Source organism: Nonomuraea sp. NPDC005501, assembly GCF_040605905.1.
Classification (GTDB): Bacteria; Actinomycetota; Actinomycetes; order Streptosporangiales; family Streptosporangiaceae; genus Nonomuraea.
Genome location: NZ_JBEXDT010000019.1, coordinates 81,852 through 94,495, shown reverse-complemented (window position 1 = coordinate 94,495; position 12,644 = coordinate 81,852). Strand labels below are relative to the sequence as shown.

7 protein-coding genes are annotated in these 12,644 nt (G+C 74.1%); 4 read left to right on the top strand and 3 right to left on the bottom strand.

Annotated elements, in window-relative coordinates; genetic code table 11:
- From ABZS51_RS13125 to ABZS51_RS13115, 3 genes are all read right to left on the bottom strand, one after another.
- Positions 1–609, bottom strand: a 609-nt coding sequence (locus ABZS51_RS13125) for an acyltransferase family protein (protein WP_355439498.1), incomplete at its 3' end; no start/stop codon positions are given.
- Between the two features lie 360 nt (positions 610–969).
- Positions 970–1,398 carry a DUF1707 domain-containing protein gene (locus tag ABZS51_RS13120; protein WP_355439495.1) on the bottom strand — a complete coding sequence of 143 codons (429 nt, stop codon included), beginning with the start codon at positions 1,396–1,398 and terminating at the stop codon, positions 970–972.
- Positions 1,399–1,446: 48 nt separating this feature from the next.
- The gene (locus tag ABZS51_RS13115; RefSeq protein WP_355439492.1) at positions 1,447–2,112 is read right to left on the bottom strand and encodes a phosphotransferase; all 666 of its coding nucleotides are present in this window, start codon (positions 2,110–2,112) and stop codon (positions 1,447–1,449) included.
- Positions 2,113–2,297: 185 nt separating this feature from the next.
- Between ABZS51_RS13115 and ABZS51_RS13110 the strand changes: the two genes are divergently transcribed.
- Genes ABZS51_RS13110 through ABZS51_RS13095 form a run of 4 tightly spaced genes read left to right on the top strand, consistent with a single transcriptional unit; the run spans position 2,298 to position 12,644 of the window.
- Positions 2,298–3,128, top strand: coding sequence for an ABC transporter ATP-binding protein (locus ABZS51_RS13110; protein WP_355439489.1), 831 nt, complete (start codon positions 2,298–2,300; stop codon positions 3,126–3,128).
- Positions 3,118–3,936, top strand: a complete 819-nt coding sequence (locus ABZS51_RS13105) for an ABC transporter permease (RefSeq protein ID WP_355439486.1) — start codon at positions 3,118–3,120, stop codon at positions 3,934–3,936. Before ABZS51_RS13110 ends, ABZS51_RS13105 begins: the two co-directional genes overlap by 11 nt.
- Before the next feature lie 60 nt (positions 3,937–3,996).
- On the top strand, positions 3,997–8,694 hold the full coding sequence (locus ABZS51_RS13100) for an SDR family NAD(P)-dependent oxidoreductase (RefSeq protein ID WP_355439483.1): 4,698 nt from the start codon (positions 3,997–3,999) through the stop codon (positions 8,692–8,694).
- The gene (locus ABZS51_RS13095; RefSeq protein WP_355439480.1) at positions 8,691–12,644 is read left to right on the top strand and encodes an SDR family NAD(P)-dependent oxidoreductase; all 3,954 of its coding nucleotides are present in this window, start codon (positions 8,691–8,693) and stop codon (positions 12,642–12,644) included. The genes ABZS51_RS13100 and ABZS51_RS13095 overlap by 4 nt, the downstream gene beginning before the upstream one ends.

Genomic DNA, 12,644 nt, shown 5'->3' with positions numbered 1-12,644 from the left:
TGAAGGCATGGAGGCGCGCGGTCGCCTGGACGGGCGGCGGCTCTCACCGTCCAGAGACAGATCCAAAACCGCCGTAGCCGGCTCTGCGGTGAGCGCGCGGGCGCCCGCGACGGGGAACCAGCGCACCACGGGCGCCAGCATGAGCGCGAACGCGAGCAGCAGGAGGAGGAACCACAGGTGACCCGTCTCGAAGCTGTCGCCCTGCAGCACGAACGGGAACTCCCACGGCTCCACCCGGATGTCGAAGAAGCGCGGCAGGAAGGCCAGGTACGACTCGTGGTAGGCGGGGTCGGCGCGCAGCCGCAGCCACTGCGGCACCGGCACGAGCACGGCCGTGCCGAACACGAGAGGGACGCCGATGCGGCGCAGCCGCTCCAGGGCGAACCCTCCGGGGCCGCGCCGGCGGAGCGAGTGCCAGGCGCCGAAGCCGGCGATGAGCAACAGCAGCGGCATCGCCCACAAAACGCCGAAACCGGCGAAGATTGTCGTTATGCCGGTGGTTTCCGCATTTTTCACGTAAAAGTCGTCGTTGACGTCGAAGACCAGGGACGAATGGAACAGTACGAGGCCGACCACCACGAGCACCCGCACGAAGTCCAGCTCAGCCACCCGTCCGGGGCCTCCGCCGGCTCCCCCTGGCCGACCGGGGACCCGCTCCTCTCCGGCGCTCCCCTCCTGAGGAGGCCGGCCCTCGAAGGGGCGCGGGTCCTCGGGGCGCTTCCCTCCCGGGCGTTCCGCTCCCGACGATCGCCCTTCTCCGCGTGGAGGGCGCGAGGACGACGCGGGGCGGGGTGCGGGGGCCGGGCGGGGTGCGGGCTTCGGGCGGGGAGCGGGGTCGGGGCGCGTGGCGCGGGCGGGACGGAACTGCGGAGCCTGGTCCGTGCGGGCCCGGCCCCGCCCCGGAGCAGGACGTGGGTCCGAGGGCCGTGGGTCCGAGGGTCGTTGGTTCACGGGTCGTGGGTCCACGGGTCAGCCCGCCGACGGGGGCGCGGAGCGGCGGCGCAGGACCACCGTCAGGACGAGCAGGACGACCCCCGGCCCCGCCAGGCCGCCGGGCGAGAACTCCACCGGGCAGGGATCCGACAGCGCCTCCACCACCCAGCTCGCGACGCTCACGACCAGGGCCACGCCCCAGACGGCCCACGCCACCTTGAGCCAGCCGGGTAAGGAGGCCCGTCGCGGCGGCGGGCTCGCGGGGTCCGGAGCGGGCAGGCCGGGGTCCGGGAGGTCGGCGACCAGCTCGGCCAGGTCGCGGCGCGTCACCGACTGGTAGGCGAGCCCGACCCGCTCGTCGAACTCGCCGAAGTCGAGGCAGCCCTCCTCCACGGCCACCCGCAGCCGCTCGGCGGCCGCCTCCCGGTCACCGTCGGAGGCCCGTACCTCGCGCCGCTCGTCCATCTGCCTGCCTTCCCGGGTGTCGCCTGTCGTGCTGCCCGTCCACTCGCCTCAGGGGGCCTCGCGGGCCAGGAAGCGGTCGATCGCCGCCCGCTCCTCCGCCGTGACGTTGCCGTCCGCGCCGCGCCGCTCGCCCATCACTCTCAGGTACGGCCGCGCGGCCTCGGTGTCCGCGCCGTCGCGGAAGCCCTCCAGCAGCCCCTCCCGCCCCGCCTCCACGGCGGGATCGCCCACCGGCGCGGCGGCCAGGATGAGCCAGGTGCAGGCGGTGTCCGCGCCGGGGGCGCCGCGCGCGGCGTTGGCCCAGTCGATGACCCGGGGCCCGTCGGCGGTGAGCAGGACGTTGGCCGGGTGCAGGTCGAGATGGAGCAGCCGGTTGCCGGGGCAGCCGTCGGCGGCCTGGAGCCAGCCGGGGGCGCGCACGGCGGCGAGCGCGCGCAGCAGGTCGCCGAGGAGACGCCCGTGGGCGGGCATCCGCTCCGGCCGCTCGGCCGCCTCCTGCCGCATGCTCGTCCCCTCGACGTACTCCATGAGGATGTCGGACCCCTCGGCGTCGAAGACCCGGGGCACGGGGAACCCGTTGCGCCAGGCGTGCCGCATGACCGAGGCCTCGCGCTCGAGGCTGCGGCCCTCGCGGGCGCGCCGGATGATCTTACCGGGCCCCGCCTGGAAGATGTCGCAGTCGTAGCCGGCCGCGATCAACGAGCCTACGTGCATATCAGTCAGATTAGACGGTCAAATGGAATACACGAAGCATCTTGTAATTGGCCGGTTTTGCCGGTCATTACTGGCCACCAGGCGTCGGGATATTCATCGCTATCGTGCAAGGGAACATAGGTTTGCCGCACTTATCCGCCTAACTCCATCAATTGTGGGTTGGCTGAGGAGGTGACACGTTGCTGGTGGCAACCGATCTCGTCAAACGGTACGGCACCATCCAGGCCCTGGACGGGTTCAGTCTGAGCGTGGCCGCCGGCGAGATCGTCGGGCTCGTCGGACACAACGGCGCGGGGAAGTCGACCTTCGTCGAGATCGTGTCGTACCTGATCCGCCCCGACGGCGGTCATGTGACCATCGACGGCAGGCCGCCCTCGGCCACCCGTGGCGAGGTGGGCGTCGCCCCCCAGCACATCGCCCTCTACCCGTCGGCCACCGTCCGCGAGCACCTGGAGCTGTACGGCAGGCTCGCCGGCCTGCGGCGGGTCGCGCTGCGCGACGCCGTCGAGGACATGAGCACCGTGCTGCGCCTCGGCGGCATCATGGACCGGCGGGCCGGCAAGCTCTCCGGCGGTCAGCAGCGCCGGACCCAGGCGGCCGGCGCGCTCGTCCACCGGCCGGCCCTGCTCCTGCTCGACGAGCCGACCGCGGGCGCCGACCTGGAGACCCGGCAGGCCATGCTCGACGTGGTCAAGCAGCGCGCGGGCGAGGGCGCGGCCGTCGTCTACACCACTCACTACCTGCCCGAGCTGACCGAGATGCGGGCCACGATCGCGGTGGCGCGCGGCGGCCGGGTCATCGCCCGGGGCACGTCCGAGGAGCTGCTGAGGGACCTGCCGGGCGAGGTACGCGTGACCCTCTCCAACGAGGAGGAGGTCAGCGTCTCCACCTCGGAACCCACCGTCACCCTGATCGACCTGCTGCGCCGCATCGACCGCCCGATCAGCGCGGTGGACGTGCGCAACCCGTCCCTGGACGACCTCTATCGCTCCCTGGCGGTCCACGATGCTCCTTGACTCCGCGCCCCGCGACTCCACCCGGCGGCCCGGCGCCCCGGCCGGCACGTCCCGCCTGCTCGACGCCGCGTACCGGATCGGCGCGCTGGCCCGGCACAACACCATCCTGCGCCTGCGCGACCCCGGGCAGATGATCAGCTACGTCCTCATGCCCATGGTGCTGATGCTCGTGCTGAAGCCCCTGTACGTGCGGGCCGTGGACGGCGGCGCCACGCAGGTCGCGACGGGCCTGATGGTGATGTTCTCGGTGTTCGCCATCTCCCTGGTCGGCAACTCGATCCTGTCGGAGCGCACCTGGCGCACCTGGGACCGGCTGCGTGTCAGCAGGGCGCCGGCCGCGGAGCTGGTCGTCGGCAAGACGCTGCCGCTGTTCGTGGTGATGGTCGTCCAGCAGACGATCCTGCTCGTCTACGGCTGCCTCGTCATCGGCCTGCCCGTGCCGCCCAACCCGGTGTACGTCCTGCTCGCCATCATGGTGTGGGCGTTCGCGCTGCTGGCGATCGGCGCGGCCCTGGCCGCCGTGGTGCGCAGCCACGGCGAGCTGAGCGTGATCTCGGACGTGGGCGCGCTGACGCTCAGCTCACTGGGCGGGGCGCTCGTACCGCTGAGCCTCATGCCCGAGTGGGCTCAGATCGCCGCCCACGTCTCACCCGGCTACTGGGCGCTGAGCATGATGCAGGCCGCCGTCCGCGGCGACGTGACGGGCGCGCTGCCGTCCGCCGGTGTCCTGCTGGTGGTCGGCCTGGTCGCCGGCGCGTTCGCCGCCCGCCGGCTCGCCCGCGGCTGGGGCCGCGGCGGGCCCATGTGACGCGCGGCGGCCCCCCATGAAGCGAACGGCAAGGCAACTCCAGTGAAGAGGGGCACCTTGATGGATCAGCAAAATCCGGCCGGCGACGCCGACATCGCCATCATCGGCATGTCCGGCCGGTTCCCCGGCGCGGCCGACGTCGAGACGTTCTGGCGCAACATCAGCACCGGCGTCGAGTCGTTCACGAGGTTCACCGACGACGAGCTGATCAGCGCCGGCGTGAGCCCCGCCACCTTCCAGCAGCCGAACTACGTGCGCTCGCGCCCCATCCTGGACGACATCCGGGGCTTCGACGCCGGCTTCTTCGGCTACAACCCGCGCGAGGCGACGCTCGCCGACCCGCAGCAGCGCATCTTCCTGGAGTGCGTGTGGGAGGCCCTGGAGTCCGCCGGGTACGCGGCTCCCGAGGGCCGGGGCAGCGTGGGCGTGTTCGCCGGCATGAACATCAGCGGCTACCTGCTGACCCGGCTCAGGGCGTTCGAGATGGGCATCGACACCTCCGCCCTGATGATCGGCAACGACAAGGACTCGCTGGCCACGAACGTCTCCTTCCGCTTCGACCTGACCGGCCCGAGCCTGTCCGTGCAGACGTTCTGCTCCACCTCGCTGGTGAGCGTCCACCTGGCGAGCGAGAGCCTGCGGCGCGGCGAGTGCGACATGGCGATCGCCGGCGGCGTGTCCGTCCGCATCCCCGACCGGATCGGCTACCTGTGGGAGGAGGGCGGCCAGGAGTCGCCCGACGGGCACGTGCGCACGTTCGACGCCGAGGGCCGGGGCAGCATGTTCGGCGACGGCGCGGCCGTGGTGGCGCTCAAGCGGCTGCCGGACGCGCTGGCCGACCGCGACACGGTGCTCGCCGTCATCCGCGGCTCGGCGATCAACAACGACGGCGCGATGAAGTTCAGCTACCTCGCGCCGAGCGTCGACGGCCAGCGCCGCTGCGTCTCCGCCGCCATCAAGCGGGCGGGCGTCGACCCCACGCAGATCTCGTACGTCGAGGCGCACGGCACCGCCACCGAGGTCGGCGACCCGATGGAGGTGGCCGCGCTGACCCGCGCCTTCGGCGCCACCCCGGACAAGCGGTACTGCCTGCTCGGCTCGATCAAGCCGAACGTCGGCCACCTCGACCGCGCCTCCGGCGTCACCGGCCTGATCAAGGTGGTCCAGTCGCTGCGCAAGGAGCTGATCCCCGGCACCCTGCACTACCGCTCCCCCAACCCGGAGATCGACTTCGACAACAGCCCGTTCCGCGTGACCGCCGAGCCGACCCCGTGGCCGCGCACCGCCGAGCGGCCCCGCATCGCGGGTGTCAGCTCGCTCGGCATGGGCGGCACGAACGCGCACGTCATCGTGACCGAGGCGCCCGCGCCCGAGCCGCGCCGGCCGCGCTCGCGCCGCTGGCAGATCCTGCCCGTGTCGGCCCGCTCGTCCGACGCCGCCGACCGCTCCCTCGCCCGGCTGGCCGAGCGCCTCACGGACGCCGCCGACGACCTGGGCGACGTCGCGTACACGCTCCAGGTGGGCCGCAAGGTGTTCAACCACCGCAGGTTCGTCGTCGCCGGCACCACCGAGGAGGCCGCGGCCCGCCTGGCCGACCCGGCCGCGGCGCTCGGCCGCAACGACGCGACCGTGGGCCGCAGGACCGGCTTCCTCATCGCAGGGGTCGGCGAGCAGTACCCGGGCATGGTCGCCGACCTGTACGCGGACGAGCCCGGCTTCCGCGCGGACGTCAACGAGTGCCTGGCCGTGCTCGGGCTGACCGAGGCCGCGCAGCTCTCGGACGTGTTCACCCCGGCCGAGCGGGGCGCCGCCGGCGGCGACCTGGCCCGGATGCTGGGCCGCGCCGAGCCCGCCGCACCCCTCTCCACCACCGAGGCGCACCTGGTCCAGCCGGCCGTGTTCGTCGCCGAGTACGCGCTGGCCCGGCAGCTCATCCGCTGGGGCGTCACCCCGGAGATCATGGTCGGCTACAGCCTGGGCGAGTACGTGGCCGCCTGCCTGGCCGGCGTGCTGTCGCTGCCCGACGCGCTGCGGCTGGTCGCCTACCGGGCCAAGCTCATCACCTCCCAGCCGGAGGGCGCGATGCTCGCCGTCTCGGCCGACGAGCGGCGGCTGCGGACCGTCCTCGGCGACCTGTACGACGAGGAGCTGGACGTCGCCGTGCGCACCGGCTCGCAGACGGTCCTCGCCGGCCCCGCCGAGGCGGTCGAAGCCGCCATGGCCGTGCTGCGCGAGCTGAAGATCGGCCACCGGCGGCTGGAGACCACGCACGCCTTCCACTCGCGGATGCTCAAGCCGATCGCCGCCGAGCTGACCGCCTGGATCAGCGACAACGTCACGCTGAACCCGCCGGCCCTGCCGTACCTGAGCAACGTCACCGGCGAGCTCGCCACCGCCGAGGTCGTCACCGACCCCGGCTACTGGGCGCGGCACATGTGCGAGACCGTCGAGTTCGGCGCGGCGCTGGAGAAGGTGCTCGGCATCGCCGACCTCGCGCTCGCCGAGATCGGCCCCGGCCAGTCGCTGGGCGCGCTGACCCGCGGCCACCCCGCCTGCGACCGCGCGCAGTGGCCGCTCATCGTCACCACGCTGCCCGGCGCCAACGACCAGCAGGACACGGGCGCGGCACTCGCCACCGCCGTCGGCCGGCTCTGGCTCACCGGCGTGGCGGTCGACTGGGCCGCCCTGCACGAGGACACCGGCTGGGCTCCCGGCCGCGTGCCGCTGCCCTCCTACCCGTTCGAGCACCAGGAGTACTGGCTGGAGATCGACGAGTCGGCCCTCGGCGGCGGCAGCACGCCGGTGTTCGACGAGAGCGACCCGACGAGCATCGCCAAGGCGTACCCGCGGCTGCCCGACACCCGCTGGATCCACACGCCCGTGTGGCGGCAGACCACGCTCCGCCCGCCCCGCACCGACGAGGCCGCCCGCTGGCTGGTCTACACCGCCGAGGGCGTCGCCGACGCCGTCGCCGCGCCGCTGCTCGCGCACCTGCGCGAGACCGGCCGCGAGGTCGTGACGGTCCGGCCCGGCGACGCGTTCTCCGTCGGAGAGGACGGCATCACGGTACGGCCCGGCTCGCCCGAGGACGCGCTGGCCGTGCTGCGCGAGCTGGCGGCCGGCGACCGGGTGCCCGACCGGGTCGTCCACCTGTGGTGCGCCGACCCCGACCAGCCCGCCGACGAATGCCTCCAGCGCGGCCTGCACACGCTGGTCGGCTTCGCCAAGGCGGCCGGCGACCTCGGCCTGCCCGGCTGGTCGCTGGACATCGTCGCCAGCGGCGGCCAGAAGGTCCACCCCGGCGACCGGGTCGTGTCCGCCCGCGGCACGCTGCTCGGCCCGACCCGCCTGATCCCCGTCGAGTACCCGCGCGTCACCACCCGCCTCGTCGACGTGGCCCCGGCCGACCTCGACGCCGGCGCGCTGCTGGCCGAGCTGCGGGCCGAACCGGCCGACCAGGTCGTCGCGCTGCGTGCCGGCGGGCGCTGGATCCCCGACTACGAGGTCCTCGACGCCTCCGTCATCGAGCAGTCCCCGCCCGTGGCGCAGGTCCGGCCCGGCGGCGCGTACCTGGTCACCGGCGGGCTCGGCGGCATCGGCCTGGCCATGGCCGAGCGGCTGGCCGACCAGTTCCACGCCCGGCTGGTCCTGCTGGGCCGCACCCCCGTGCCGCCCCGCGACCAGTGGGACGCGATCCTCGCCGCCGAGAGCACGGCGAGCGAGGTGCGCAGGCGCCTGGAGGGGCTGCGCCGGCTGGAGGCGGCGGGCGCCGAGGTCGTCACCGTCGCCGGCGACGTGTCCCGCGTGGAGGACGTACGCCGCGCGGTCGGGGCCGCTCTCGACCGGTTCGGCGAGCTGAACGGCGTCGTGCACTGCGCCGGCGTGCCCGCGGTCGGGCTCATGCAGTTCAAGACCGCCGCCGACATCGAGCGGGTGCTCGCCCCCAAGGTCGGCGGCACGCTGGCGCTGGCCGAGGTGCTGCGGGACGTGCCGGTCGACTTCCTGGCGCTGTACTCGTCCACCACCTCGGCGACGGGCGGCGGCGCCGGCCAGGTCGACTACTGCGCGGCCAACGCCTTCCTCGACGCGTTCGCGCTCAGCGACGAGCTGCCCGGCGTGACCGTCACGTCCGTCGACTGGTGCGAGTGGACGTGGAACGGCTGGACCGACGGCCTGGAGAACTACGACGAGGGCTCCAAGCAGTACTTCACCTGGTACCGGGAGAACTTCGGCCTCACCTTCGACCAGGGCTGGCAGACGCTGCTGCGGGTGCTGGCCAGCGGTGAGAAGCACGTGGTGGCCTCCACGCAGGACTTCGCCCCGCTCGTCGCGATGAGCCGGAAGTCCTCCATCGAGAGCCACCAGGCGACGGTCAAGAAGATCCGTGACGCGTTCGGCCGGCACCCCAGGCCCGACCTGTCCACCGCGTACGTAGAGCCGCAGTCGCCCACCGAGGAGACCATCGCCGGCGTGTGGGCGGAGGCGCTCGGCCTGGAGCAGGTCGGCGTGCACGACAACTTCTTCGAGCTGGGCGGCAACTCGCTGCTCGGCATGGAGATCATCGCCGAGGTCAGGCGGGCCCTGGAGCTGGCCTACCTGCCGCCGCACATCCTCTACCAGGCGCCCACCATCGCCTCCCTGGCGGAGGCGGCCCGCGCCGGCCAGGACCCGGAGGAGCAGCCGGCCGACGCCCGCGACCAGCAGCGCTCCCGCATCGCCCAGCGCCGCACCATGCTCAGAAGCGGAAGGACCTCATGACCGACAACGGAACCGATTACGACTCCGCGGTCGCGCTGATCGGCATGTCCGGGCGTTTCCCGGGCGCCGGGAGCGTCGGCGAGCTGTGGGGCAACCTGCTCGCCGGCGTGAAGGGCCTGCGCGCGATCACCGACGAGGAGCTGCGGGAGGCCGGGGTCGAGCCGGGCAAGCTGGCCGACCCGCGCTACGTGCGCGTCGGCGGGCCGCTCGACGGGCTCGACCGCTTCGACGCGACCGTCTTCGGCATCAACCCGCGCGAGGCCGAGACCATGGACCCGCAGCACCGGCTGTTCCTGGAGTGCTCGTGGGAGGCGCTGGAGGCGGCCGGCTACTGCCCGACCGACGTGCCCGGCCAGGTCGCGGTCTTCGGCGGCTGCGGCTTCCCCGACTACATCGTGCAGAACATCCAGCACCTCACCACCCAGCCGGGCGGCGCGCTGCTCATGGCCGTGGGCAACGAGCGCGACTCGCTGGCCTCGCTGGTGTCGTACAAGCTGGGGCTGCGCGGGCCGGCCGTGTCGGTGCAGACGTTCTGCTCGACCTCGCTGGTGTCGGTGCACCTGGCGTGCCAGAGCCTGCTGACGTACGAGTGCGACATCGCCGTGGCGGGCGGCGCGTTCACGCCGCTGCCGCAGCCGTCCGGCTACCTGTACGAGCAGGGCGGCATCATGTCGCCCGACGGCCGGGTGCGCAGCTTCGACGCCGAGGCGAGCGGCACCGTGATGGGCAGCGGCGCGGGGGTGGTGGCGCTCAAGCGCATGTCGGACGCGCTGGCCGACGGCGACGTGATCCACGCGGTCATCCTGGGCTCGGCGGCCAACAACGACGGCCGGCTGCGGGCCGGCTACACCGCGCCGGGCGTGGACGGGCAGGCCGAGGTGATCGAGTCGGCGCTCGGCGTGGCCGGGGTCAAGCCGGACACGGTCGGGTACGTGGAATGCCACGCCACCGGCACGATGCTGGGCGACTCGATCGAGCTGGCGGCGATGAACCGGGTGTTCGCGCAGACGCGGGAGACGCCGTGCGTGCTGGGCTCGCTGAAGCCGAGCCTGGGCCACCTCGACCGCGCCTCCGGGGTGACCGGCCTGATGCGGGCCGCGATGACGCTGAAGCACGAGCTGCTGCCCGGCACCCCCGGCTACGAGACGCCGAACCCGGCGCTGGCGGGCGCGCAGGACCGGTTCACGGTGCTGACGGAGAACCGGCCGTGGGCGGCGGGGCCGCATCCGCGCCGGGCCGGGGTGAGCTCGTTCGGGCTCGGCGGCACGAACGCGCACGTGGTGCTGGAGCAGGCGCCGCCCCGGCCCGCGCGGCCGGCGCGGCCGGGCCCGCACCTGCTGGTGCTCTCGGCGGCCGACGAGCAGGCTCTCACGGACGTGACCGAGCGGCTGCGCGCGCACCTCGCGGAGGAGGCGGGCGAGGACGTCGCGGACGTGGCGTTCACGCTCCAGGTGTCGCGGGGCGGCTTCGCGCTGCGGCGCGCGGTGGTGTGCCGTGACCGCGCCGACGCGGTGGCGGCGCTCGGCGACCCGTCGCGGTGGATCGGCGGCAAGACGCAGCGGCGCAACCCGAGGGTACGGCTGAGCGTCCCGGACGCCGAGGCGCCGGCCGCGTGGTGGGCGGAGCTGCGCGCCGCCGTGGACACGGTCCTGCGGCCGGGCGCGGGCGGTGAGAAGGCCCCGCGGCCGGGCGCGGGCGGCGAGAAGGTCCTGCGGCCGGGCGCCACGGGGCCTCAGGGGACGGGCGGGGACCGCGAGCAGGCGGTGGCCGCGCTGGCCGACGGGCTGGGCGGCGTCGGCGTGCACGTGGTGAAGGGCGAGCCGTCCGGACCGGCCACCGGGCAGGTCTCGGGGCAGGTCTCGGGGCAGGTCGAGGAGGTCGTGGTCGCGCCGGACGGTGACACCCCGGCCGCCGAGTGGCTGCTGGCCACGGTCGCGCGGCTGTGGCTGGCGGGCGCCGCCGTCGACTGGCCGGCGCTGCACGGCGGCCAGGGCCGCCGCGTGGAGTTGCCCACGTACCCGTTCCAGCGGCGCAGGTTCTGGATCAAGCCGAACCCGGCGGCGCAGGCCCAGGGGCAGCAGGGCCCAGGGAAGAGCTTCGACCGCGGCCGGTGGACGTACCTGCCGACCTGGCGGCCGCACCCGCTGCCCCTCGCCGGCCTGGACGAGCGGCTGCGCCTGGCGGGCCCGTGGCTGGTGTTCACCGGCGACGCGCGGGGCGAGGCGCTGGTGGAGCGGCTCACGCGGGCGGGCGCCGAGGTGACGGCCGTGCGCGCGGGCGACCGGTTCGGCCAGGACGACGACGGTGACTTCACGATCCGGCCGGGCAAGGCCGACGACATGGCGGAGCTGTTCTACTCGCTGGTGGCCGCGCCGCGCGCCATCGTCCACGGCTTCAGCCTGGCGAGCCCCGAGGCGGGGCCCGAGGCGGACCCGGTGCGGCATTTCACCGCCGAGCAGGCGCGCGGCTTCTACTCCGCGCTGGCCCTCGCGCGGGAGCTGGTCGACAACACCGGGTCGGCGCCCCGTGCCGAGCTGGTGCTGCTCACCTCGCACGCGGTGAGCGTGTCCGGCGCCGACCTGCGCCATCCGGAGCACTCCACGCTCGCCGCCCTCGCGCCCAGCCTCCAGCAGGAGAACCCGCGGCTGCGCTGCCGGCACGTCGACGTGGACGGCGCGGGCGGGGACGTGGCGCCGGCCGAGGACGTGCTGGCCGAGCAGGTGCTGGCCGCGGCGGTCTGCCCGCACGAGGGGCCGGTGGCGCTGCGCGCGGGCGAGACGTGGCTGCGGGACTACCGGCAGTACCCGGTGGACGAGCCCGCCCCGGACGAGCGCGGCTTCCGCGACGGCGACACCGTGCTGGTCACCGGCGGTCTCGGCGACGTCGGCCTGGTGCTCGCGCGGCACCTGGCGAGCACGTACGGCTGCCGGCTGGTGCTGACGGCCCGCTCGGCGCTGCCGCCTCGCGAGGAGTGGGACGCCTTCCTCGCGGCGGCCCCGCCAGGGTCGGAGCGCACGGTCCGGCACATCCGCAACATCCGCGACCTGGAGAGCCGGGGCGCGACCGTGCTCGCCCTGTCGGCCGACGTGGCCGACGAGGAGGCGATGCGCGCCGTCGTGGCGGAGACCGTGAGCCGGTTCGGCGGGATCGACGTGGTCGTCCACGGGGCGGGCGTGCAGGACGGCGCGTACTTCAACTTCGCGCACCTGATGGACCGGCAGCAGTGCGACGCGCACCTGGCGGCCAAGGTGACCGGCTTCCACGTGCTGCAGAAGGTGCTCGGCGAGCACGTCGGGGGACGCATCCCGGACCGGCGCATCACGCTGTCGTCGATCGCGGCCGTGCTGGGCGGCATGACGCTCGCGCCGTACGCGGCGGCCAACGCGGCGCTGGACGCGTACGTCCGCGCGGCCCGCACGGCGGGCGCCGGACGGTGGGTGACCGTCGACTGGGACACCTGGAACATCGATCCCGACCGGGTGGCCGGGCACAGCGGCGCGGTGATCGACTACGCGATGACCCCGGCCGAGGGCGTGGACGTGCTGGAGCGGGCGCTGTCGGCGGCCGACCGGGCCGGGCACTTCGTGATCTCGACCGGCCCGCTGGAGGCGCGGCTGGCGCAGTGGGTCACGGGCGACATCCACGAGGCCAGGGACGATGACGACGACCAGGAACGGCATCCGCGACCGGAGCTGAACAACGCGTACGTGGAGCCGCGCGAGGGCACCGAGGCGACGCTGGCCGCGATCTGGTCGCGGGTGCTCGGCATCGAGCCGATCGGCGCGCTGGACAACTTCTTCGAGCTCGGCGGCCACTCGCTGCTCGCGATCGAGCTCACCACCCGGGTCCGCAAGCAGCTGAACGCGTCCGTGCCGGTCACCGGCCTGCTGGAGTGCCCGACGGTGCGCCAGCTCGCCGAGCTGCTCGACACGCGCGACGGGCAGGAGTGA